The organism is Pseudomonas triticifolii, from assembly GCF_014358015.1.
In the GTDB taxonomy this organism is placed as follows: domain Bacteria; phylum Pseudomonadota; class Gammaproteobacteria; order Pseudomonadales; family Pseudomonadaceae; genus Aquipseudomonas; species Aquipseudomonas triticifolii.
Genome location: NZ_JACONV010000002.1, coordinates 460927 through 485372, shown reverse-complemented (window position 1 = coordinate 485372; position 24446 = coordinate 460927). Strand labels below are relative to the sequence as shown.

The window sequence follows — 24446 nt, the reverse complement described above, 5'->3', positions numbered from 1 at the left end:
CTCCGTTTGTCCAACATTCAAGGGCCCAAAGCCCCCCCAAACCCCCCCTACGAATAGGGAGGTTGTCGCGTCGTTGCAGCTTCACCTGTGGGAGCAGACTCGCGCCCACAAGGTCAACTTTTTACCTAGGAACCCTTGTCACTTTTATCGCCCTTCTCATGCTCGGGGTCGTAGACCTTGGTCAGGTCACCGCCCAGGCGGAAGGTCTTGAAGGGCTGCTTTTCGTGTTTCTCTTCAAGTGTTTCGGCGTTGCAGGTGTAGAGCGCGCAGAACGGCTCCAGCCAGGCAAATTTCGGGTCTTTCTTCAGGTCCGTCATGTCCTGCTTTTCGCCGTTGTGCTCAGCGAACATGGAAGGATCTTTCACGCCGGCCAGGACGCGGTCAGCCAGTCGTTTCAATGCGCCGTTGTTTTCCGGACGCAAATCCACGCCATTGGCCTGAGCGAAACTGGCGATCATGGCCAGCGGTGGCAAGGCATAGTTGTGGTACGACAGAGCGCGTTGACGACGCTTCATTTCGTTGGGCAGGAAACCGTCCTTGTCCACCTGATTGGCGGCAACCTTGAACTCTTTCACCGCCCAGTCGAACAGGTCCTGACGATTGGTAGCGACAGCCGTTGCCATCACCGACCAGGCCGCCCAGTACGAGTGGTTGTTGATTTTTTCCAGCGGCAGGTTGCTCCAGTCGCTGACCACCTGATCGGCCAGTTTGCTGAACCAGGCTTCGATGATCTGCGCGTCCTGCTGGCGGTTGGCCAGAGGCTTGGACTCGGAGAACTTCAGTCGCAGGTACGCCGACGACATACTGCCCAGTGCCCATTTGCGCATGGACTTGCCGGTATGGTTGAACTCACGCGATTCCAGCGCATCGGCCTTGGCCCACGTGGTCATCATGTTCAATGCGCAGTCGAGTTGCTCGGGACGACCGTCGCGCATGTACTGCATCACGACTTTGCTGACGCCACGCTCAAGGGTGGTGATGTCCTTGGTTGCATCCCGAAAAGCTTCTTCGGACTTCAGATTCAGAGTGGCACGTGCCTTGTCCGAACCTTCGTATTTGCTGCGAAACACCAGTTTGTCGGTGTAAGGCGTCGGAATCGCATCACAGGTAAAGTTGTGATCACCGGTTTTCATCTTTTCGATCGGTGCGTCATAACCTTTGGGTGGAACCAGCGTCGCGGCTGCGGACGCACCCATGGCCCAGGCCATCGATGACAGGATTGCCATCGACAGCAGGGTAGGGCGTATCAGTTTCGGAGTCTGCATAAGTCACCTCATAGTCCGGCTTGAGCGGTGTGTTTCGCAGCGCTCGGGAACACGTTGCGTTTGCATACTTTGGCTTCGACTTTCTGGGGTTCTGCGCCTGCTTCCGGTCCCTGGATTTCGAGGGCCAGCAATTGCTGGTCAGCCCAGTCCTCGTCTTCGCGCAATTCGAAGGCGAAGCGTCCATCGGTGTCAGAGGTTTCCGGTTTTTCGATTTTCAGGTCTTCGTGTCGACCGTTCATGTACCAGAGCCTGGCCTGAAGGGTTTTTACCGACGTGTCGTCGAAACGGATATCAATCTGGTTGCTGCCGTTACGAATGTCCTTGATGCCGTTCTTGCCGTTGACCAGTACTTCGTTGTTGCCCGGCTTCAGGGTGGTGCTGGCGCTCATGACGGCAGGTTTGCCTTCGCAACCGTTGTCCAGCAGCGACATCATCTGGCGATAGATGGTCTCCTGGTCGAGGCGATAGAGCGGCGAAAACTCCCAGATGAGAATCTTCGGCGGACGCTTCTGGAAGTCTTCGCTGCCCAGGTACTGCAGCATCGAGCCTTCCAGACCGCCACCGGGGAACGCCACGTTCAGCACATCGGCGCTGAGGTATTCCTGGAGGAAGCCACCGAAGTTGTAGTTCTTGCCGCTGTGGCTGGTGCCGACCAGGGTGATTTCCGGGTTGCCGGAATCGCCAAACAGGTCGCCGTCGCCGGCTTCGCCTTTGGGCTCGGTGCTGAACTGGTCCATGTACTGCACGGCATAGCTGGTGCCGCACAGCTGCCCTGCCATGTTGTGCAGGGTGCCGGTCTTCCCCATGCGTCCGGAAATGTGGCTTTCGAATTCACGCTTGGGAATGTCCGAGTAACCCGGGACTTTCTTGACGGTCTCGGCCACGATTTTCGCCGTGCGTTGTGCGCCGTATGGCGTCCAGTGCTGGTCACCGCGGAAGTAGAAGTCGTGCGCCTGTTGCTCGTTGGTCAACGGCGACAGGTCCGGCACCCAGTAACCCATCTTGCTGAAACGACCGAGCATGGCCTGATAGTTCTTCAGTGCCTTGTCGTAGTCGTACTTGTCGCGCTCGGCCGGGAACAGCTTGTTGCGATCCACCAGGCCGCGAGTCGGTTGATAGACAACCACCAGCTCGACGCCCTTGCTCTTGAACGCATCGTGCAGTTCTTTCATGCGGCGATAGCCGGCAGGCGTGGTGTCGAATTCGGTGCGCAGGTCTTCCTGGGTACGGAACAGCCAGTCGCCTTCGGCCTGCACCAGCGTGGTGAAGTTCTGCTGGTAGCGCGTGGTGTAGTTTTTCGCATCGTGCGCGGCCGGGCACAGGCTGCAGCAAGGCTCGGCGGTAAAAGTCGGCGCTTGCGAGTCGTCTGCGCGAGCCACACCGGCGGCGGCCATCAGCGCGGCGGTGAGGCTGGACAGGCTCAACAGCTTGATCAAATGTGCGTGCATAACAATACCCTTCCTCATTCCCGCAGCTCGGTCTGGCTTTCGACGGGGTCGATCAATACGGCTTTCTTCTGGCGCACCAGCAGGTCGAGGATCTCGTTCTGACGTTCACCCAGGATGCCGTTGAGGCTGATGCCGACTTCTTTGGTCGGGGCCAGCATCGAGACGCGATACAGCTCGACACTCAGGGGCGAGTCGATGGACAGCGGGCCTGAGCCGTTGCTGGCCAGTTCGCCGCCAACCATGATCAGCGACACCTGGGCGTCGAACGGGTCGAGCTCGATGTCGCGGTCGGTGTCGCTCAGGTCCTTGATGTGGCCGTAGACGCCCATCAGCCCGTTGGCCGTGGCGATGTTTTCGTACAGCTTGATGTTCACGCTGTTGCGCACGCGGATACCGTGACGGCGGTTGGCAATCACACGGTTGCCCCACAGCAGGTTGTTGCCGCTTTCGTACAGCGTGATGCCGTCGGTGTGGTTCTGATAGATCTCGTTGTAGGCGACGATGTTGCCGACGCTGTTACGGTCCAGGACCACGCCGGACAATTTGTTGTCATGGCTCTTGTTGCGAAAGATGAAGCTGTTGTCGACTTCCCGGGAAATGATGATCCCGTGCTTTTTCTTGGTCCCGTAGACGTCGTTCTCGGCGATGATCAGGCCGTGCGAGCGGTCATGCGGGTCAATGCCGTAGACGATGTTGTCGCGGTAGGTGTTGCCCTTGACCACAAAGTCACGCGTTTCATAGCAGTAGAAGCCGTACCACATGTCCGAGAATTCCGAATCAATGATCCAGCCGGTCGGCTCGGCACGTTTCAGAATCTTCGCGGTGTTGGGCGTGTACTGCGAAATACTCACACCGTACGACTTGCTCTGGTCGTAACCCATGCTCGCCATCTTGGTGTTGGCGATCCAGGTTTGCGAGCCGCCCCAGGTCAGCACGAATGGGCGAAACTCGTCAGGCTTGCGATAGGTCGCCAGGCTGTTGCGGGTTTCGCTCCAGGCGTTGACCTGGGTGTGGGTGATCAGCATCTGCCCTTCGCTGACGATGAACGAGCCCCCCTCTTGAGACAGACGCAATTCCTTGGTCTTGCTGTCGATCTCGAAGATGCCGCTTTCCTTGACCAGGATCGGCAAGCGCGCCACGTAAACACCTGGCGACACCTCTTTCAGGAATTGCTTGGGTACTTTTTTGACCAGGTCCTGAAGGTTCACGTAGCCGTCGGAGATCATGATGGCCTGCGGGATACCCTTCTGACGGGCCACCCATTCAGCCATCTTGTTGTCGCCGCCGATGAATTCCTTGAGGCCGGTTTCTTCCATCATCCGCGCAACGGTGATCTTGCCCGGTTTGTTGCGTGCGATCTTTTTCAGCGCCGCGTCTGCGGTGTAGCCGCTGAGGTCCGGCAGCACCGGCTTGGCCATCTCCAGCGGCTCGGTCGGCGGGCTGGTGATGGTGTAGGTCTTGGCCTGTTGCAGCTCCTTGACCACCGCCTTCGGTGCCTCGGGGGTGACAGGCGTGTTGGCCAGTGCGGCGCCGCTGGCCATCAGCAGCGCGCTGCTCAGCACGGCGCTTTCGAGCAGGGCGTGTGGCCAGATCCGGCTACGCCCGTTGCTTGCTTGACTGTTCATCTGTGGCACTCCTTTGGCGGTTCGCATCAGAAGCGCCAGATGACGTCGACAATGGCGCGGTGCATGTATTCATCCACGCCGTTGTGGTACGCGTCGCCGGGCTTGAAGACACCGGCACGCAAGCGCACCAGGGCCGACGGTTCGTCGAAGGACTGGCTCAGCGAGGCTGGCAGCAGACCCTGTTTGAAGTACTTGGTCACGACCAGGTCCATTTCCTGACCCAGGTCCTTGCGCCCGTCTTCCAGTGGCAGCGAGCTGAAGGTATTGCTGTCGCCGTTTTCACGAACAGCGTTGATCCCCGAGCCACCGATGCCGGTGTTGCCGTCGACACGGCGGAACTTGTGGTAGATCAGCGAGGCGTCGTATTCCTCGTTCATCTGCCAGGAGGCGAACAGCGAGCCGGTTTCCACGTTGGCCATTTCACCCTGGAACGCTTCACCGAAACGGTGGATACGCGAGCGGGTGCCGGTCCAGTTGGAGCGGTTGCTTTCCAGACCGTTCTGCACGTAATCCTTGCTGGCGCGCGAGTAGGCGGCGCCCACTTGCCACTGCGGATCCAGGCGCAGGCGCAGGCCCAGGTCAGTGGCCCAGCCATTCATGTCGCGGTTGTTCTTCTCACCGGCAAAGTACTGGTCGTTGACACCGTTGACGCCGATTTCGTCGCGGTTGCCATTGAGCCAGGTCAGGCTGCCCCAGTAGTTGAGCTGATGGGTGTTGCGATAGTTGTAGGCATCGCTGTCAGCCTGCAGGCCGAGCCAGGTCAGGTCGCCGTTGGAGGTCTTGTCCAGATCGTCCAGTTCCTCGCCCTGACGCTTGAGCTTGCCATCGTCGCGGCTGTGATGCGCGCGCACGCCTGCCCAGTGACCGGGCGTCCACTGGTAGCTGGCCGAACCGAACAGGTGCTGGCGATCTTCGTCGTCGGGTGCCAGTTCGGTCAGGTCGGTGCGGTATTCGCTGAAACGCTGTGCTGCGCCCACTTCTGCACGCAACAGGGTGGTGTCGAAGGTCCAGTTGATGGCTTCGATATTGGTGTCATGCCATTGACCGTCATCGTTGCGCAGGCGCTGGCGACCGACTTTCAGGATCTCGCCGGGGTAGGGCGTGAAGCCGCTGTAGCCGATCCAGAACTCGCGCAGTGCAGCGTAGGACTTTTCAACTTCGCGTTCGCTGGCGGTGCCACGGGACACTTGAGTCTGGCCGTTGCCTGCACCGGTGGATTGTTCCAGCGGGTCAGTCTGAATGGTATCGGTCGCGGTCACGACCTGGCCCATGGCGTAAGCACTCCAGTTGCCGCGCTCGCCATAGACCCAAGGACGCAGGTCCAGACCCAGACCGCTGACGTCGCCACCCGAGCGGGTGCCCAGATCACGGTCATCTTCGAGCTGGCCGGTGGCTTTCACTTCCAGACCGAAATTCTGTTGTTCAGTCAGCGCTGCCAGTGTCGGGCAGGCCCACAGCAGGCTGAAGCCAAGGCCCACACCAGCGGCCATCAGGGGATTCAACTTCATAATGCTTCCTCACCGTCTTTTTCTTCTTGCAGGGCCTGCATCGCCATCGCGCTCTGGTTGGCGGCTGCGCCCCGGACTTTTTGCTCACGTGCCAACAGATCCTTGGCGCCGGCGAGCTTTTCAGGCGGCAGTGTGGTGCTCAGTTGCTGGGCCAGTTCAGTGGCCTGCGGGGTTTCGGTGGTCAGTGCCAACTGGGCGAAGACCCAGGCGTTGACCGGATCAGGCTTGGTGCCCTTGCCTTGCGAGAACAGCTGCGCGAGGGCGAAGTCGGCGCTGTTCTGGCCGCCACGGGCGGCCGTCAGCAACTCGTCCGCGGCTTTCTGTGGATAGACCTGGCCCAGATAACCCCGGCGGTAGATCTGACCCAGGTAGTAATGGGCCGAGATTTCCGTCGCTGCGGCTTTCTTCAGATGCGCTTCTGCCTTGAAGGCGTCGGGCGTGACCCATTTGCCTTCGTAGTACAGGCGACCCAGCAGCAATTCGGCGCGTGGCTGGTCAGCGGCGCGGCCGTTGTCCAGGTATTCCAGCATCTTGTTGACGTCACCCAGTTCGGGGAAGTCGTAAAGCAGTTTGGCCAGCGTGACCCAGGACACCGGATAGCCTGGCGCGATGCCTTCCAGCAACTGCTGGGCGGTCTTTTCATCCGGCGTGCCGATGGTCGAATCGCCCAGTACGCGCGCTACGCTGTCCACGCGCTGGGCGCTGATACGGCCCGCGGCGTGTTCGCTTTTCAGGCGTTCGATCAAGGCGGCTTGCGGCTCGGCCTGGCCGCGTGTCTGGTAGACCGTGGCCAGTTCGACGTAGCAGATGTCAGTGGTGTTCAGCGCCTGCTTGCAGATGCTTTCCACTTCGTCCAGATGCTCGGCGTAGGTGCCCTGGGTGCGGTACAGCAGCACCTGCGCCAGACCTGCTTCCGGATAACCGGCAGCACGCCACTGGCTGATTTTCTGCTGCGCATTCACGTCGGGGAAGGTATGCGGGTATTGCAGGTAGAGCATGGCCAGCGGCACCAGCGTGCCGGATTCACCGTTGGCGAAGGCTTGCTTGAGCAGCGCTTCGGCTTCACGCCGTTCGGCGTCGGTGGCATCCGGCTTGGCGGCCAGCAGCCGGCCAAGACGCGACTGCGCACGAGGCGAGGTCTCGGCGGCCGCTCGGTAAGTGGCTTCCGCCTGCTTGAGCAGGGCCGGGTCGCGGGTGTTGACCTGAATGTCTGCCAGGCCAACCTGTGCATCGCTGTAGCCCAGGTCCGCCAGCTGCCGATAATTCTGCTCCGCCAGTGCAGTGTCGCCGTTTTTCAGGGCTTCATTGGCAAGGCGTTGGTCAGGCAGGCCGGCACAGCCGCTCAGGCCGAGCGCGACGGCGAGGCTCAATAGCGTGGGGGTCGACAGGCGTCGTAGTGGGCTGTTCATGATTACAGACCCGCAGCCACGGCTTTATCGATCAGCCAGTTCACGGAAGGACCGCGATCACTGACCACTTCGACAGGGCGGCCGGCAAGCGAGCTGCTCAGGCTTTCGTCAGGCTTGATCTGCACACGGATGTCGGTGGACAGGTCGGTGTCGCTCAGGTTGGTGCTGCTGATGATCTCGCCGGTGCGCAGTTTGTCTTCACCGGCAACCTGGAAGCTGACGCGGGTGCCTGGCTTGACGTCGTTGAACTGGCGATAGGTGAAGCGGGCTTCAACGGTGGCGGGTGCGTTGCGTGGCACCAGTTGGAAGATCACCTGGCCTTTGCTGGCGTACTGACCGTCGGCGACCAGTTGGCGAGCCACGACACAGTCACATGGGCTGGTCAGGGTGCCGCTCATCTGCTTGCCGTACAGCTCTTCGATTTTCGCCGGCTGCAGGTCTTCACCGGTCAGGCTGCCTTTGAGCATTTCCAGCATGCTGGTGTTAAAGGTTGCCAGTGGCGCGCCTTTAGTGGTTTCGCCGTTTTGCGCAACCAGGCTTTGCACGGTGCCTTCACGTGGCATGGTGATGTCCATGCTCGGGATCGACACCAGGCCAGCCGAGGCGTGGCTGACGAAGTACAGGCCGTAGACAGTCTTGAAGATGAAGCCGAACGCGGCCAGACCAACGATGAAGATACCAAGGCTGAAGGTGACCGCACGCAGGCGTCCCATCGTGCTCATGCCGCCGTCGTTGCCCTTGACCTTGCGCGCTTTGGTGAAGTTGTCGCGCTGCAGGGTGGCCAGCACTTCGCCCAGGCTGACGATGTCGCCGGACAGGTGCGAGGTGATCAGGTGGCGCAGCGTGGCGATGTCCTGGGCTTCAAGGTTCTGGAACTGGCAACCGATGCGGCGGCTGGCGTTATCCACCGAACGGACCTGCATTTCCACGTCCATGGCCAGGCCAAGGTTGTCGATCAGAAATTGCAGGCGACCCTTGAGCACTTCACCGGCGGTGTAGTTCTGGCCGGACGGCGCGGTGAAGCTCAGGCCACCGGCGGACAGGTCTTCGATACGCACCAGCGGCGCGCTTGGAATGTCCAGCAAGCGCAGCTTGGCCGGGATTTTGACCCGGGCGTGTTGGCGCTGGGCTTCGGATTCATGTACGACGTTCGCATTCACGGCTGTATTCATGGCTAATTTTTCCTACTTAAGCGATTAATCCGTTGGTCCGGTCAAACCATCGTCAACAGCACGGCGACGAAGATGGTGCCAGCCGAGAAAGTCATGGTTCGGGATGACCACGTGTTGAACCAACCCTGAAAGCTGGCCATGTCGCGGCTGAGTTTGGTGTCCTGGCGCGTCCAGGACTGGCGGTCCAGGCGGAAGAAGACATAGATCTTCATCAGGGCGCCGACGATCTGGTTGTAATAGAGAATCATGGGGTAGGCAGGTCCGATCCTGTGTCCCGACAAGGACAGCAGCAGCGTGAGGATCAGGCGGGTCATGCCGATCCACAGCAGGTACATCAGCAGGAAGGCTCCGCCGTACTTGAAGCTGGCGATGATGGCGACCGTGAGGCCGAGGATGGAGGTCCACATCGACACACGCTGGTCGAACAACACCACGCTGGTGAACAGCCCCAGACGACGAATGCCCAGGCCCAGCGCACGCGAGTTCTGACGCAGGTTGTTGCCGTACCAGCGATACATCAGCTTGCGGCTGGCCTTGAGAAAACTCTTCTCCGGTGGGTGCTCGACTGTGTTGATCGCGGCATCCGGCACGTAGAAGGTGTCGTAACCCAGGCGCATCAGGCTGAACCAGCTGGATTTGTCGTCGCCGGTCAGAAACCGGAACGTGCCCAGGCGCCAGTGGTTGAGCGAGTCGCTTTCCACGTCGGCGATGAACTCGGGGTCGGTGACCACGGTGGCGCGGAACACTGACATACGACCGGTCATGGTCAGCACGCGCTTGGACAGGGCCATCGAGCACATATTGATGTGACGCTGGGCGAAACGCAGCTTGTGCCATTCGCTCATGATGTAACCGCCGCGCACTTCACAGAACTCGTTGGTGGTCAGGCCGCCAACGTTTTCGAACAGCTGAAACCACGGCACGGTCTTGGCCACGACGCCTTCGTTGAGCACGGTGTCGCCGTCGATCACGGCAACCACGGCGCGCTCGTCCGGAAGGTGGCGTGAGATCGCGCGGAAACCGTAAGCCAGGCCGTCACGCTTGCCGGTCCCCGGAATGCGCACGAAGTCCAGCTTCACACGATCAGGCGGGTTAAGCCTGGCCCACATCGCCTTGACCAACAGCTCGTCGGACATTTCTACCAACGAGCAGACGATTGTTGTCGGCAGGCCGCAGTTGATCGCTTCGCGAATGACCGAGCTGTACACCTGAGCGGTGGTCAGCGCGTCGATACGAAAGCTGGTGACCATCAGAAACACATGGGAAGGATCTGCCGCCTTGCCCAACTTGCGAACCTTGCGACGCAAGTGTGGATAGACGATGTACAGAAAGATCATTCCGCGCACAAAGTGCGTAATCCCCATCGAATAGCGCCATATACCGACAGCGCCAATCAGGAAGATAAAGTTCTTGGACTGTGAGTCGAAGATACTGGTGGGCAATGCCGTGGCAATGCCCATTAATAAACTAAGGTAAAACAGCCAACCGGCGGCTTGTAACAAGCCGTGCTTGAGCCTCTGCATAATCTGTATCCCTAAGTCAGTTGCAAGCCTCAAGCCCCAGGCTCAAGCTGCGCTTGAACGAGTGGCCTGGAGCTTGGCGCTTGTGGCTTGCGGCTGATTTACCAGCAGATACCTTCGGCACGGCCTGTTTCGCTGGTGGCCTTGGACATGAAGCCCACCAGGTCGATGACACGCTTGCCTTCAGGGGTCTTGTCGGCGAGTGCACGGAAGCGCTCGTCGCGGTTGCCCAGAATGATGATGTCAGAGTCATTGATGACTTGATCGAAGTCGGAATTCAGCAGCGATGACACGTGCGGGATCTTCGATTCGATGTAGTCTTTGTTGGCGCCGTGTACACGTGCGTACTCGACGTTGCTGTCGTAGATGCTCAGGTCGAAACCCTTGCCGATCAGCATTTCCGCCAGCTCTACCAGCGGGCTTTCACGCAGGTCGTCGGTACCGGCCTTGAAGCTCAGACCCAGCAGGGCGACTTTACGTGTGTCATGGCTTGCGACCATGTCGAAGGCGTTCTGCACCTGGGAAACGTTGCTGCGCATCAGGGAGTTGAGCAACGGGGCATCAACGTCCAGGGTGCTGGCTCGGTAGGTGAGGGCGCGCACGTCTTTGGGCAGGCAGGAGCCGCCGAATGCGAAGCCAGGACGCATGTAGTACTGGGACAGGTTCAGTGCCTTGTCCTGGCAGACCACTTCCATCACTTCGCGACCATCAACGCCGACCGCCTTGGCAATGTTGCCGATTTCGTTGGCGAAGGTGACCTTGGTGGCGTGCCACACGTTGCAGGTGTACTTGATCATTTCGGCAACGGCGATGTCCTTGCGGATGATCGGTGCGTCCAGTTCTTCGTACAGCGATTGCAGAGCATCACCCGAGGCCTTGTCGAACTCGCCGATGACCGTCATCGGTGGCAGGTCGTAGTCCTTGATCGCGGTGCTTTCACGCAGGAACTCAGGGTTCACGGCCACGCCAAAGTCCACGCCGGCTTTTTTGCCGGAGCATTCTTCCAGGATCGGGATCACGACATTGGCAACGGTGCCCGGCAGTACGGTGCTGCGAACCACGATGGTGTGACGGGAAGTTTTGTCACGCAGTACGTAACCGATTTCGCGGCAGACGGATTCGATGTAGTCGAGTTCCAGATCGCCGTTTTTCTTGCTGGGCGTACCCACGCAGATCATCGACAGATCAGTGGCACGAATGGCCTCGGAAAAGTCTGTGGTACCGCGCAGTTTGCCTGTGCGAATACCTTTCGCCAGCAGCTCTTCCAGGCCTGGCTCAACGATAGGCGATTTGCCGTTATTGATCAGGTCGATCTTGGTGCTGGAAATATCCACACCTACGACTTCATGGCCACGGGCAGAAAGACAACCGGCACAGACGGCACCGACATAACCCAAACCAAAGATGCTGATACGCATCGTACTCTCCTCGATTTTCACGCCATAAGTTGGCTGGATATTAATTTTGGCCAGCAGATGTCACACGTCAGCCGGGACGGCTTGTGAAGGCCATCTAACTAACGCAGGCATATTTAATGAGTGAGTGCCTAAACAAACGAGGCGAACTCAAATGACACTAAGTACAAGCGGCAAGTGATCTGTCCCGATGGGGCAGGGCCCTGCTCTCTTGGATGCAGTAAACGACTCCTGTGTGGCGACGGACGGCGGATCAGGAACTGAAAGCCGCTGGCCAGAGCCATGGCAGTCCTTGTCGAGTCCTGCGCGTCACACCTGTCAGGTGCTTCGCCTGTCTACCTACTTCAACTAGTGATGTGAGTTTTAATTTCAGTACCTACAGCCCTATCCAAGGATAAGACAGTGTTGCTGGTAACGTCCCTTTATCCTCGCTAGCCCGTAAGTGATCTCTTACAGGGTCGCCGAGAATTGTTACGGGATGTAGGAACGTAAGGTTTCGTATTTAGTTCCTGGCCGCTCGTCCTGTTTTGGAGAATTTCGTGTATCGAAGGCGTGACACAAATAGTCGCACGATGATGGCACTTTCTGTTTGGGCCTTAGTTGGCGGGGGTTAAAGGCGGTAGATATGAATGTGCTATCACTTGCAAAAATCAAAGTGCTACTAGCGAAAAAAATTGTTTATTTTTCGGAGAAATTTTCTTGTCGGACAAGCGGTGCGCTAGTTGCCATTTAACCGGCGTCATAAAGCCGTCGCTCAGGGGTTGAAATAAGGGGCTGCGTTATGTAGCGCCTGAGCGCTACATAACATTGACACGGTCACTGATCCTGCACGTCGCGCAGAAAGACCAACTTGGACGGGGAGGAGTGCTCGGCGCTGTAGCGATAGCCGTGGCTTTTGAAGTCCTTCAGGGCTTCGGGCGTATTAATGCGTTCTTCTATAACGAACCGGCTCATCATGCCGCGTGCCTTTTTGGCGTAAAAGCTGATGATCTTGTACTGGCCGTTCTTCATGTCCTTGAACTCGGTATCAATGATACGAGCCTTGAGTGCCGAGCGTTTGACCGCCGAGAAGTACTCGGTGGACGCCAGGTTCAGCAGCAAGTCATCGCCTTGCTCGACCAGCGCCTGGTTCAGCCATTCGCTGATGCGTGTGTCCCAGAAGGCATAGAGATCCTTGCCGCGCGCATTGGCCAGGCGTGTGCCCATCTCCAGACGATAAGGCTGCATCAGGTCAAGAGGCCGCAGCAGTCCGTACAGCCCGGAAAGCATGCGCAGGTGATCCTGAGCGTAAGCCAGTTGGTCTTCGTCAAGGGTTTCGGCCTGCAGGCCCGTGTACACATCACCTTTGAATGCCAGCAGCGCCTGCTTGGCGTTGTCCAGGGTAAACGCCGGGTTCCAGCTGCCGAAGCGCGCAGCGTTGAGCCCTGCGAGCTTGTCGGAGAGATGCATCAGCTCGGCGATCTGAGCCGGCGTCAGTTCACGAAGCTGGCTGATCAGTTCCTGGGAATGATCCAGGTACTGCGGCTGGGTGAAACGCCCGGTGGTGGGTGGCGTTTCGAAATCGAGGGTTTTCGCTGGGGAAATCACCATCAGCATGAAGTCGTCTCCTTTGAACGTCGAGGGATTCTAGGGGCTGCCAGCGCCCGACTCCAGTAATGGTGGCAATAGAGAGAGCCTGTTGGTGATTTGCAAGGCGTCTGTATGCAAGCTGACATCAGGCGTGACACCTATATCAGCTATAGTGGCGCGCGTTGAAGGTCGAGTGAGAGGGCAAAGGGTTTGCGTATCGTTCTAGCAGTTTTCGCGGGTCTGTTCTGGGTTCAGGCGCAGGCAGCCGCACCGGTCATCGCCACGATGGATCGTAGTGTCTGGCCCGAGCGCCTGGAGACGCCTGCGTTGTTCGACGTGGCGTCTCGTGCCGAAATCCTTGCCTTCGCCCATCAGTTGTTTCTCAGCGAAAAGCTGGATGAGGACGGCCTCAAGCAGCGCCTAGGGCTGCGCTACGTCAACGTGGCGTCGCTGAACGTGGTGCGTCACCGGTTGTGGTCACGCCTGCTGGAAAACTACCAGAACGCTCAAAAAAGCTGTGAGCAGGATGCCAACTTCTGCGTGCTGGTCGAGGACATGGACCAGTTGCGGCAGCGCGCCGAGGAATACCAGGTTGGCGATAGTTCGTTTTATGCCGCCTGGGCCAGACCCAGCGCCGTCTTTCACCAGCGCTACCTCAACGAACTGTTGTTCATGGCCGCGCTGTTTCCGCAGACCAGCAGCGAGATCGAGCGTTACAACTCCGATGAAATGAGCGGCGACGAGATGCCCGACCGCACCTTCATGCTCAACTTCGAAAGCGGGCCGAGCGCAGCCGATGGTGCCACGGACTGGCTGGCTGACTTCATGCGCCAGCAGAAGATGACGGCGACGTTCTTCGTACTGGGCAAGAGTCTTCAAAGTCGTCTGGACAGCAGTTCGGCCAGCAGCCTGCAGTCGCTCTACCGTCAGCAGTGCGTGGGTATTCAGGGCTGGGAGTATCGCTCGCACAGCCAATGGCAGGACTGGCAGGACTCCATTGGGCGCAGTGTGGCGCTGGTTCAGCAGATTCTGCCGGACAACTACGTGCCTTTGTTTCGTCCGCCCTACGGCCATCGACGTGCCGACAGCGGCGACTATTTCCGCGCTCAGCACTTGCGCGTGTCGTTATGGAATATCGAATCCCAGGACGAGACCGGTCGCCTCTCGGCGCAGCAGGTCGGAGACCGCGTGTTGACGCTGATGCTGTTGTGGCGTCGCGGCACGGTGGTGTTCCACGACACCGCCGACAAGGCGCAGTCGGCAGTGCCTTTGCTGCTGGCCAATACCGCGCAGAGCGAGCTGGTCTGGGATGACTGCAGGAATCTGTATGAAACGCCCGTGGAGCAAGGGCTGGAGGAGAGTGACGACGACGCGCCGGAGGGGGAGTGACGGGGAAATCGGCTATAGCTGACTTCCGACTGTAAACGCGCCGGGAACGTCCGCCAAGCGCTATTCGTCATCCTGTGAAATAAACTTCAAAAAACTGTCAAAGAGCTTTTTTCTGTCATCCCTTTTGCTGTATTACGAATACAGACCGCCGAAACCTGCAACACAGGTGGCGTCCTCAAAGACCCACCTTGAGCAACATGTCTACCCTGCCTGAAGGGAAGACGCCGGCGGCCTTTTCGTGGCGCAGTCCTGTTGCAGTTCTGCGTCGCCTGGCTACTACAAAGGTGAGCGAGTATGGATGATCACGGACGCACCCCCTCCACTAACCAGCCAATCCTTTACGTGCTCGATACCAATGTATTGATCCATGATCCAAACGCATTGCTGAATTTCGAAGAACACCACGTCGCCATCCCCATGACCGTTCTGGAGGAACTGGACAAACTCAAGGCAGGTAAACATTCAGTAGCCGCTGAGTGCCGGCAGGCGATTCGCCTGATCGACAAGACGCTGGGCGAGGCGTCCCCGGAAGAAGTCGAGAAAGGCGTGCCGATCGATCGCGGCACCGGCGTGTTCAAAGGCTTCCTGTCGATTCTGATGAGCAAGCGTGAAGAGCCCAACAGCCTGCTGCCGGAACACCTGAACGACAACATCATCATCAACCAATTGATTGATTTGCACGCGCGCAACAAGGACCTGAGCGTGGTGCTGGTCACCAAAGATATCAACATGCGCCTGAAGGCGCGCGCCTGTGGCATCGCCGCCGAGGACTACAGCACCGACCAGCTGGTGGACGATGTTTCGCTGTTGTCCCGTGGCTACCATGACATGACCGGCTCCTTCTGGGATCGGGTCAGCAAAGTCGATACGCGCCAGGAGCGCGGACGTACCTGGCACCGCGTGCAATTGAATGAAGCCCTTCCAGCGGTACACATCAACGAGTTCATCGTTGACGAGCAAGGTTTTGTCGGCTGGATCAAGGGCGTCAAGAACGACGAACTGCTGATTCTGGACATGCACCAGGAACCTCTGCTGCATCAGGAAGCCTGGGGCTTGAAGCCGCGCGACATTTATCAGGGCCTGGCCCTGTTCGCCTTGCTCGATCCCGACATTCATCTGGTCAACCTGTCCGGTGCCGCAGGTTCGGGTAAAACCATTCTGGCCCTCGCCGCTGCCATCGAGCAGACAATGGTCACCAAGCGTTATCGCCGCATCATCGCGACCCGTAGCGTTCAGGGGCTCGATCAGGAAATCGGCTTCCTGCCCGGCACCGAAGCGGAAAAAATGGAGCCATGGCTTGGTGCTATCACCGACAACCTCGAAGCCTTGCACATGGATGACGAAAGCACTCATGGCAGCGTCGATTACATCCTCAGCAAAGTCCCGCTCCAGTTCAAATCCCTCAACTACATCCGGGGCCGCAGCTTTCAACAAAGCCTGATCCTGATCGACGAATGTCAGAACCTGACGCCGCACCAGATGAAAACCATCATCACCCGTGCCGGTGCGGGTTCAAAAGTGGTCTGCCTGGGCAACCTGGCGCAGATCGACACCCCTTACCTGTCAGCCACCAGCTCGGGCCTGACCTACCTGACGGAGCGCTTCAAGGACTTCCCCAACGGCGTGCACATCACCCTGCAAGGCGTACCTCGTTCGATACTGGCCGAATATGCGGAGAGCCATTTGTAACTGTTCACGCTCAGCGTCAGCGTGATACGCAATTGTCGCTAGAGAAGTGCAAGCTCGTGGGCGCGAGCTTGCACACCACAAGGGCTGCACAGACGCCGGAAGCAGGGCGTCTGTAGCACCTTTTTTCAGTCAGGCCTGGACCCGCGTCGTCTGCGCTGTCTGCGGCCGGTCGGCCCCCTCCCGCGTTTTTAGGTTTACAATCGCCGCTCCTGTTCAGGAGTAGAACTGTGCTCACTCATCTCGATTCTCAAGGCCGCGCCAATATGGTCGACGTTACCGATAAAGCGGTAACGTCCCGTGAAGCCGTGGCTTGCGCGCTCGTGCGCATGCTGCCCACCACGTTGCAAATGATCACAAGCGGCGGCCATCCCAAGGGTGATGTGTTCGCTGTGGCCCGCATTGCAGGCATTCAGGCAGCGAAGAAAACCAGCGACCTGATCCCGCTCTGCCATCCGTTGATGCTGACCAGCGTCAAGGTCGAACTGGCCGCCGAAGGTGATGACACGGTTCGTATCATGGCGCGCTGCAAGCTGGCGGGGCAGACCGGTGTGGAAATGGAAGCGCTGACGGCCGCCAGCGTTGCGGCGCTGACCATCTATGACATGTGCAAGGCGGTGGATCGCGGCATGGTCATCGAGTCGGTCCGTCTGCTGGAGAAGCTAGGCGGCAAGAGCGGTCACTTTGTCGCTGAAGATGGAGGGGCGGGTCAATGAGCGTGCAGGTCCAGTACTTTGCCCGTTATCGCGAAGCGTTAGGCCTGGACAGCGAGCGGGTCGAGGGTGACTTTGCGACGCTGGACGCCTTGCGTCAGCATTTGCTGCAGCGTGGCGAGGCCTGGCAGGTGTTGGGTGAACAGAACGTCATGTGCGCGCGCAATCAGGAACTGTGTCAGCTCGACGAGCCGATACAGGACGGCGATGAGGTCGCGTTCTTTCCGACCGTGACCGGAGGCTGATCATGGCGATTCGCGTGCAGTCGGCAGCGTTCGATCCCGGGACTGAAGTGAATGCACTGCATGCGGCTAATGTCGGCATTGGTGCAGTGGTGAGCTTTATCGGTTACGTACGTGACTTCAACGACGGTCGCGAAGTGTCCGGCATGTTTCTGGAGCATTATCCCGGCATGACTGAAAAGGCGTTGGCGAAGATCGTTGCCGAAGCCGAGCAGCGCTGGCCGTTACTCAGACTCGACGTTCTGCATCGGGTCGGCGTGCTGGAGCCCGGTGAGCCGATCGTGTTTGTCGGCGTTGCCAGCGCCCACCGTCAGGCCGCATTCGAGGCCTGCGACTTTGTCATGGACTACCTCAAGACCCGCGCGCCCTTCTGGAAGCGCGAGAACACGCCCGAAGGCGAGCGTTGGGTCGAAGGGCGCCACAGCGATCATCAGGCAGTTGACCGTTGGAAATGATCCAGGTTTAGCTGCACGCTTGCAGCGGTGTTTTCGACGCATATGTGAAGTTGACGGGCTGACTTTGCAACTATCTGAAAAAACACTGTCAAACGTGCCGGTCATGCCGTCCTCGGCAGGGCTCATTCAATCTTTCGTCCGCGTGCTGCTATCTGTCGATTGCGGCGTGAGGACCGTATGCCATGGCAACAAGCCCGGAGTATGGACATGAAGAGACTGCAGCAAGTAGTGGCAACAGGGATGACAGCATTGACGCTGGCGCTGGTGAGTGGCTGTGCAACGGAGAGCTCCCGGGCTTTGCCGGTTGCCAAGGTCGAGAGTGCAAGCGTTGCCTACAGCGGCCTTCGTTACCCGGTTGCAGTGGGTAAATTCGACAATCGCTCAAGCTACATGCGCGGGATCTTTTCCGACGGCGTCGACCGTCTCGGCGGCCAGGCCAAGACCATTCTGATCACTCACATGCAACAGACCAATCGGTTCAATGTGCTGGATCGAGACAATATGGCGGAGATCAAGCAGGAAGCCACCATTAAATCCACGGCCCAGCGTCTGAAAGGCGCTGACTATGTGGTGACTGGCGACGTGACCGAGTTCGGTCGCAAGGAAACCGGCGATCATCAACTGTTCGGCCTGCTGGGTCGCGGCAAGTCGCAGATCGCCTACGCGAAAGTCGCACTGAACATCGTCAACATCAGTACTTCCGAAGTGGTCTTCTCGACCCAGGGTGCGGGCGAGTACGAGCTGTCCAACCGTGAAGTGATCGGTTTCGGTGGAACCGCCAGCTACGACTCGACACTCAATGGCAAGGTGCTGGACCTGGCCATGCGCGAGGCCGTCAACAACATGGTGCGTGCGCTGGACAGCGGCGCGTGGAAGCCAGTCGCCAACTGATGCGGTCAAAAAAGGGATTTGTAGTGTTGAGAAGTCATAACAGCAGTTCGTTGCGCTGTCTCGCAACGCTTGTCGTCGCTGGCGTGTTTATCACAGGTTGCGCCCCACAACCGAAAACCCTCTACCAGTGGGGCAGCTACCAGCCCGAGGTGTATGAGTATTTCAAGGGTGAATCCAAGGAGGCTCAGGTCGCACAACTGGAAGAGGATCTGCAGAAGATCCGCGCCAGTAATGCCAACCCACCACCTGGGTATCACGCTCAACTGGGCATGCTCTACGGCAGCCTGGGCAAGGATGATCAGATGGTTCAGGAGTTGCGTACCGAAAAGGCGTTGTTTCCCGAGTCGGCTACTTACATGGACTTTCTGCTCAAGAACGCCAAGGCAGGAGCCGCCAAATGAAACTGAAAATAGCCATGGGCCTGATTGCGCTGGCCCTGTTGTCGGGTTGCGCCACCCCGAAAACCGTTGACTACTCCGCCTTCAAGGAGAGCAAACCACGTTCGATTCTGGTGCTGCCACCGATCAACGAGTCACCCGATATCAAGGCGACCTACAGCACGTTCTCGCAGGTGACTTATCCACTGGCAGAGTCCGGCTACTATGTTTTGCCCGTCGCGCTGGTCGACGAGACGTTTCGCAATAATGGCCTGACCGACGCCAACGACATCCAGGCCACATCACCGGCCAAGCTGCGGGAGATCTTCGGTGCGGATGCGGCGTTGTACATCACGGTCAAGCAGTACGGCACCAGCTACATCGTGATCAGCAGCCAGACCGTCGTGACCGTCACGGCCAGGCTGGTGGATCTGCGCACCGGTGCTGCTTTGTGGACCGGCGCAGCGTCCGCGTCCAGCGACGAAGGTGGCAACAACAGCGGCGGCGGTCTGGTCGGCATGTTGGTTACTGCGGCCGTCAAGCAGATCATCAACAGCTCCACCGACGCCAGCCATCCGATTGCCGGCATTGCCAGCAATCGGCTGCTCTCGGCGGGACGTCCGGCCGGTCTGCTCTACGGTCCGCGTTCACCGAAGTACGGTTCTGACTGATTCATAGTCGTTCCGATTCTTCAGCAGGCAAAAAAAAGCGCAACCCGTCACGGGCTGCGCTTTTTTATGGCCGCTTGCGCGGAGTCAGGTCGTGCGACGTACGACGGCTCGCAGCAGCTCGGTCGGCGGCGTTTCGCAACTGATCTTGCGGCCCAGCTTTTCTTCGATGGCCGGCAACTGATACGAGTCGTCTTCACCGGCAAAACTGATGGACACGCCGTCTGCACCCGCACGCCCGGTGCGACCGATACGGTGTACGTAGTCGTCAGGCACTTCCGGCAGGGTGAAGTTGATCACGTGGCTGATGCCATCGATGTGAATACCGCGACCGGCCACATCTGTCGCCACCAGGACGCGGATCTTGCCTTCGCGGAAGCCTTCCAGCGTCTTGATCCGTTTGTGCTGGGGCACATCGCCGGACAGTTGCGCAGCGTTGACGCCATCACGCACCAGGCGCTCTTCGATGCGTCGCACTTCGTCCTTGCGGTTGGCAAAGACCATGACGCGTTCCCAGCCGTTGTCGTTGACCAGGTTGTACAACAGCTTGTACTTGTCGGCACCGGCCACGGCATAAATATGTTGTTCGACGTTGTCGCTCGCCACGTTCAACGACTCGATCTCGACGATGGACGGGTCCGTCGTCCATTGCTTGGCCAGGTTCATCACGTCTTCAGTGAAGGTAGCCGAGAACAACAGGGTCTGGCGTTCACCTTTGTGCGGTGTCTGCCGAATGATCTGACGCACCTGCGGGATGAAACCCATGTCCAGCATGCGGTCGGCTTCGTCCAGCACCATGACTTCGACCATGTCCAGGTGCACTTCGCCGCGCTGGTTGAAATCCAGCAGACGGCCCGGTGTGGCAACCAGAATGTCGCAGTGGCGCGCTTCAAGCTGCTTGAGCTGCTTGTCGAAGTCCATCCCGCCGACGAACGTCATGACGTTCAGGTTGGTGTATTTGGTCAGGTCGGCAGCGTCCTTCGCGATCTGCACCACCAGTTCCCGGGTCGGCGCGATGATCAGCGCACGGGGCTCACCCATATAGCGTTCGGCGGGTGGCGGGGTCTGGGTCAGTTGCTCGATGATCGAAATTAGAAACGCTGCGGTCTTGCCGGTGCCGGTCTGGGCACGGCCAATGGCGTCCTTACCCTTGAGGGTGTAACCCAATACGCCCGCTTGAATCGGCGTGCAGTAAGGGAAACCCAGGTCCTGAATGGCGTGCATCAGTTCCGGTGCAAGGTTGAAGTCGTGAAAACGGGTTTTGCCTTCCTGCGGTTCAACGACGAAATCTTCGAGCTTCCAGGCTGGCGCGGGCGGTTTGGCCACGCGTTCACGACGCGGGCGCTCGGCCTTGGGCTTGTCGGGACGCGGTGCTCGCGTGCTGGAGGGCTCGGCGGGCTTGTCAGTCACTTGGGCAGGACGCCCCTGGCTTTGGCCCTGATTCTGGTTCTGAACGGGCACGACAGGGGTGGGGATGGGTGCTGCCGGAGCGGGCGCTAGTGGTTCGGCCTCGCTTTTACCGAACATCTTTTTGAGTGCTTTGAGCACGGTCATCTCGTCAATTGGTTAAGGAATGTACGCCGAGCAGTGTAAAGCAAGAACCGTGCTCGGCGTAGTGTCATCCGCAATGCGCTACAGAGCCTCTCGGTCCAGAGCGTCGCGAATCGGATTTCAGCGAAGCTTTTCAGCCAGCCATACACCGATATCGTGAATTTCCTGCGGTAACACTTGGTGCCCCATTGGGTATTCCTGCCATTGAGCGGTGACACCTTGGGCCTTGAGGTGCTCGTAAGCGGTCCGGCCCATCGCGTTATGCACCACTTCGTCATGCTGACCGTGCAGGCAGTAGGCCGGAATGCGCTGCTGGCTGGCGGAGAGGGTCATCTGATCGTTGAATGTAGGGGCATAAGTGGAAAGGGCCAGCACACCGCCAAGCGGTCCTTGCCAGCGCCGATAGCCGGTGTGTAACACCACCGCGCCGCCCTGGGAAAAGCCTGCCAGAAAGATCCGCGCAGGGTCGATTCCGCTGTCGCGCTGCTGCTCGATGAGGTTCAGCACCTGCTGTGCCGAGGCTTCCATCTCATCGTGATCAATGGCGCGGGCCTCGCTGCTCATGGCTTTGATGTCATACCAGCTGGGCATTTGATAGCCACCATTGACCGTGACGGCGCGGTTTGGCGCCTGTGGTAACACGAATCGGGTCGTCAGCAGTTGCTCTTGCAAGGCTTCGGCAACCGGCATGAAGTCGTAGCGGTCGGCGCCCAGGCCGTGCAACCAGATGACGCACGCATCAGGGGTGCCGGACGGTTCTAGTATCAAGGGTTCGCTCATGACTGCTCCATTGTTGTGCGCTGGCGCTTTTCGGGCGCATTAATAAAGTGCACTGCCTGTTTAAATATGAAAGAAGATGTCGCAAGGGTGCAACTTTTTGTCTTGACCTGCCGCTAATTCAACTCAGTCGGCATGCTGGTACGGGCTTTGCTACAGCACGACTGGAGACTGAGTGCTCTCATCGTTCGGTAACACTATAAAGCTATTAGTTGTAACGGTCGAAAAGCAGCACGGAAGTCCATGCGACAGGTTTCTCGGCACGATTCAACCTGTACCGTTCGGGTTCGGGAAAACACGGGGTAACAGTCCAGGGACCGTTTCGAATAATGAACACGCATGGCGAGATCATCTTGTACGCGAGGTTCATGATTCAGGTCCGGCGCGCATGACCCAAAAAAAAGCCAGCACGGGTCATTTATGCCTCACAAGGGTGCGACGCCACTGAAGCTCCTACACAACAAAGAGCAAACTGGAGATTTTGAATGAAGATGTTGAAATCCACCCTGGCGGTCGTAACAGCATTAGCAGCACTTGGCGTGGCGGGGGCTGCCAACGCAGGTGCCACACTCGATGCTATTAAGAAGAAAGGGTTTGTTCAGTGCGGCGTCAGCGATGGCCTGCCAGGGTTTTCCGTTCCAGATGCTACCGGCAAGATCACCGGTATCGACGCTGACGTCTGCCGCGCAGTAGCCGCTGCAGTCTTTGGCGACGCCACCAAGGTCAAGTTCAGCCAGCTGAACGCCAAAGAGCGTTTCACTGCACTGCAATCGGGTGAGATCGACATCCTTTCGCGTAACACCACCTGGACCAGCTCGCGCGATTCGGGCATGGGCCTGGTCTTCGCCGGTGTGACTTACTACGACGGCATCGGCTTCCTGGTGAACAAGAAGCTGGGCGTCAACAGTGCCAAGGAACTGGACGGTGCAACCATCTGCATCCAGGCCGGTACCACCACCGAGCTGAACGTCTCCGACTACTTCCGTTCCAACAACCTGAAATACACGCCGATCACCTTCGACACCTCCGATGAAAGCGCCAAGTCGCTGGAAGGCGGCCGTTGCGACGTGCTGACTTCCGACCAGTCGCAGCTCTACGCACAGCGCAGCAAGCTGGCCAAGCCTGACGACTACGTCGTTCTTCCGGAAGTGATCTCCAAGGAACCACTGGGTCCTGTCGTACGTAAGGGCGACGAAGAATGGTTCTCCATCGTCAAGTGGACCCTGTTCGCCATGCTGAACGCCGAAGAGGCCAAAGTGACCTCCAAGAACGTCGAAGCAGAAGCCAAGTCGACCAAGAACCCGGACGTTGCCCGTATGCTCGGCGCTGACGGTACCTACGGTGCAGACCTCAAGCTGCCGAAGGACTGGGTCGTGCAGATCGTCAAGCAGGTAGGTAACTACGGCGAGATGTTCGAACGCAACCTGGGTGAGTCCACCCCGCTCAAAATCAAGCGTGGTCAAAACGCCCTGTGGAACGCTGGTGGCATCCAGTACGCTCCGCCTATTCGCTGATTGACCCGGCGCCCGACAGGCTTCCCAGCCTGTCGGGCGTTGTTCTGTTGGATTTTTCCTGGGGCCTTTCATGGAAAAGCAAATCGTCGCACCCAAGCAAAAGCTCACTCTGAGCGATCCGAAAGTGCGCGCGTGGTTATTTCAGATCATCACTGTCGTAGCGGTGATCTCGTTGGGCTGGTTCATGTTCGACAACACCCAGACCAACCTGCAACACCGTGGTATTACCTCGGGGTTCGGCTTTCTTGAAAACAGTGCCGGTTTCGGCATTGCTCAGCACCTGATCGACTACACCGAATCGGACACTTATGCTCGTGTGTTCGTCATTGGTTTGCTGAACACCCTGCTGGTATCGGTTATCGGTATTGTCCTGGCGACCTTGCTGGGCTTTGTCATTGGTGTCGCTCGCCTGTCTCCGAACTGGATGATCAGCAAGCTGGCAACCGTGTATGTCGAAGTCTTCCGCAACATTCCGCCACTGCTGCAAATCCTGTTCTGGTACACCGCCGTATTCCTCACGCTGCCCGGTCCGCGTCAGGCACATGGTTACCTGGACATGTTCTACGTCAGCAGTCGCGGGCTCAACATGCCCGGAGCAATGCCTGCCGAGGGCGCATGGGCATTTCTGATCAGTATCGTGGTCGCGGTGATCGCGGTTGTGATGATGGTGCGCTGGGCCAACAAGCGGTTCGAGGCAACCGGCGAGCCGTTTCACAAGTTCTGGGTGGGCCTCGCGCTGTTGCTGGTGATTCCAGGCTTGAGCACGCTGATCTTCGGCAGCCCGGTGCATTGGGAAGTGCCGCAGCTCAAAGGCTTCAACTTTGTTGGCGGCTGGGTGCTGATCCCTGAACTGATCTCCCTGACGCTGGCACTGACCATCTACACGGCGGCGTTCATCGCCGAGATCGTGCGCTCCGGTATCAAGTCGGTCAGCCACGGCCAGACCGAAGCCGCCCGCTCGCTGGGGCTGCGCCCTGGGCCGACGTTGCGCAAGGTCATTATTCCGCAGGCTCTGCGAGTGATCATTCCGCCGTTGACCAGTCAGTTCCTGAACCTGGCGAAGAACTCTTCGCTGGCCGCAGCCATTGGTTACCCGGAAATGGTTTCCCTGTTTGCCGGTACGGTGCTCAACCAGACCGGGCAGGCGATCGAAGTCATTGCCATCACCATGAGTGTGTACCTGGCGATCAGTATCAGCATTTCCCTGCTGATGAACTGGTACAACAAGCGCATTGCGCTGATCGAGCGGTGA

At 58.7% G+C, this 24446-nt stretch carries 20 protein-coding genes and 1 pseudogene; 10 read left to right on the top strand and 11 right to left on the bottom strand.

Annotated elements, in window-relative coordinates:
- Positions 1-125: 125 nt before the first annotated feature.
- The 9 genes from H8S56_RS06910 to yaaA all read right to left on the bottom strand — a co-directional run bounded on the left by H8S56_RS06910 (position 126) and on the right by yaaA (position 12958).
- Positions 126-1265, bottom strand: a complete 1140-nt coding sequence (locus H8S56_RS06910; protein WP_024686395.1) for a mannuronate-specific alginate lyase — start codon at positions 1263-1265, stop codon at positions 126-128.
- Between the two features lie 8 nt (positions 1266-1273).
- The gene (locus H8S56_RS06905) at positions 1274-2713 is read right to left on the bottom strand and encodes an alginate O-acetyltransferase AlgX-related protein (RefSeq protein WP_024686396.1); all 1440 of its coding nucleotides are present in this window, start codon (positions 2711-2713) and stop codon (positions 1274-1276) included.
- A gap of 14 nt (positions 2714-2727) precedes the next feature.
- Positions 2728-4338 (bottom strand): mannuronan 5-epimerase AlgG, encoded by a 1611-nt coding sequence (gene algG / locus H8S56_RS06900; RefSeq protein ID WP_187518203.1) that lies wholly within the window; start codon positions 4336-4338, stop codon positions 2728-2730.
- 26 nt (positions 4339-4364) lie between these two features.
- Complete coding sequence (locus tag H8S56_RS06895) at positions 4365-5846, bottom strand: alginate export family protein (RefSeq protein ID WP_187518202.1); 1482 nt, start codon at positions 5844-5846, stop codon at positions 4365-4367.
- Positions 5843-7255: an alginate biosynthesis TPR repeat lipoprotein AlgK gene (algK, locus tag H8S56_RS06890; RefSeq protein WP_187518201.1), complete on the bottom strand. Its 1413-nt coding sequence runs from the start codon at positions 7253-7255 to the stop codon at positions 5843-5845. Before algK ends, H8S56_RS06895 begins: the two co-directional genes overlap by 4 nt.
- A gap of 2 nt (positions 7256-7257) precedes the next feature.
- A complete protein-coding gene (locus H8S56_RS06885) occupies positions 7258-8427 on the bottom strand; it encodes an alginate biosynthesis protein Alg44 (protein WP_024686400.1) in 1170 nt (389 codons plus the stop codon).
- 41 nt (positions 8428-8468) lie between these two features.
- On the bottom strand, positions 8469-9950 hold the full coding sequence (gene alg8 / locus H8S56_RS06880) for a mannuronan synthase (RefSeq protein WP_024686401.1): 1482 nt from the start codon (positions 9948-9950) through the stop codon (positions 8469-8471).
- A 98-nt stretch (positions 9951-10048) separates the two neighbouring features.
- Positions 10049-11365 carry a nucleotide sugar dehydrogenase gene (locus tag H8S56_RS06875; RefSeq protein WP_024686402.1) on the bottom strand — a complete coding sequence of 439 codons (1317 nt, stop codon included), beginning with the start codon at positions 11363-11365 and terminating at the stop codon, positions 10049-10051.
- An 813-nt stretch (positions 11366-12178) separates the two neighbouring features.
- Positions 12179-12958, bottom strand: coding sequence for a peroxide stress protein YaaA (gene yaaA / locus H8S56_RS06870; protein ID WP_187518200.1), 780 nt, complete (start codon positions 12956-12958; stop codon positions 12179-12181).
- A gap of 183 nt (positions 12959-13141) precedes the next feature.
- On the opposite strand from yaaA, the gene H8S56_RS06865 reads away from it, so the two are divergent.
- The 8 genes from H8S56_RS06865 (at position 13142) to H8S56_RS06830 (ending at position 19355) form a co-directional block, all read left to right on the top strand.
- Positions 13142-14320, top strand: coding sequence for a polysaccharide deacetylase family protein (locus H8S56_RS06865; RefSeq protein WP_187518199.1), 1179 nt, complete (start codon positions 13142-13144; stop codon positions 14318-14320).
- 294 nt (positions 14321-14614) lie between these two features.
- A complete protein-coding gene (locus tag H8S56_RS06860) occupies positions 14615-16009 on the top strand; it encodes a PhoH family protein (protein ID WP_024686405.1) in 1395 nt (464 codons plus the stop codon).
- 227 nt (positions 16010-16236) lie between these two features.
- Positions 16237-16722, top strand: coding sequence for a cyclic pyranopterin monophosphate synthase MoaC (gene moaC, locus H8S56_RS06855; protein ID WP_024686406.1), 486 nt, complete (start codon positions 16237-16239; stop codon positions 16720-16722).
- Entirely contained in the window at positions 16719-16964 is a 246-nt protein-coding gene (moaD, locus tag H8S56_RS06850) for a molybdopterin converting factor subunit 1 (protein ID WP_024686407.1), read from the top strand. Before moaC ends, moaD begins: the two co-directional genes overlap by 4 nt.
- 2 nt (positions 16965-16966) lie before the next feature.
- Complete coding sequence (gene moaE, locus H8S56_RS06845; RefSeq protein WP_187518198.1) at positions 16967-17416, top strand: molybdopterin synthase catalytic subunit MoaE; 450 nt, start codon at positions 16967-16969, stop codon at positions 17414-17416.
- 207 nt (positions 17417-17623) lie between these two features.
- Positions 17624-18307 carry a CsgG/HfaB family protein gene (locus H8S56_RS06840; protein ID WP_024686409.1) on the top strand — a complete coding sequence of 228 codons (684 nt, stop codon included), beginning with the start codon at positions 17624-17626 and terminating at the stop codon, positions 18305-18307.
- On the top strand, positions 18307-18708 hold the full coding sequence (locus H8S56_RS06835; protein ID WP_050586944.1) for a DUF4810 domain-containing protein: 402 nt from the start codon (positions 18307-18309) through the stop codon (positions 18706-18708). The genes H8S56_RS06840 and H8S56_RS06835 overlap by 1 nt, the downstream gene beginning before the upstream one ends.
- Positions 18705-19355 carry a DUF799 domain-containing protein gene (locus H8S56_RS06830; RefSeq protein WP_024686411.1) on the top strand — a complete coding sequence of 217 codons (651 nt, stop codon included), beginning with the start codon at positions 18705-18707 and terminating at the stop codon, positions 19353-19355. Before H8S56_RS06835 ends, H8S56_RS06830 begins: the two co-directional genes overlap by 4 nt.
- 84 nt (positions 19356-19439) lie before the next feature.
- Here the strand turns inward: H8S56_RS06830 and rhlB are convergent.
- Together rhlB and H8S56_RS06820 are read right to left on the bottom strand one after the other, a co-directional pair.
- Positions 19440-20750: pseudogene (gene rhlB, locus H8S56_RS06825) on the bottom strand (ATP-dependent RNA helicase RhlB); the annotation flags it as partial.
- A gap of 273 nt (positions 20751-21023) precedes the next feature.
- The gene (locus H8S56_RS06820; protein WP_024686413.1) at positions 21024-21683 is read right to left on the bottom strand and encodes an alpha/beta hydrolase; all 660 of its coding nucleotides are present in this window, start codon (positions 21681-21683) and stop codon (positions 21024-21026) included.
- A gap of 482 nt (positions 21684-22165) precedes the next feature.
- Here H8S56_RS06820 and H8S56_RS06815 point away from each other — a divergent pair, with 482 nt between their 5' ends.
- Together H8S56_RS06815 and H8S56_RS06810 are read left to right on the top strand one after the other, a co-directional pair.
- Entirely contained in the window at positions 22166-23194 is a 1029-nt protein-coding gene (locus H8S56_RS06815) for an amino acid ABC transporter substrate-binding protein (protein ID WP_024686414.1), read from the top strand.
- Positions 23195-23264: 70 nt separating this feature from the next.
- Complete coding sequence (locus tag H8S56_RS06810) at positions 23265-24446, top strand: amino acid ABC transporter permease (protein ID WP_024694800.1); 1182 nt, start codon at positions 23265-23267, stop codon at positions 24444-24446.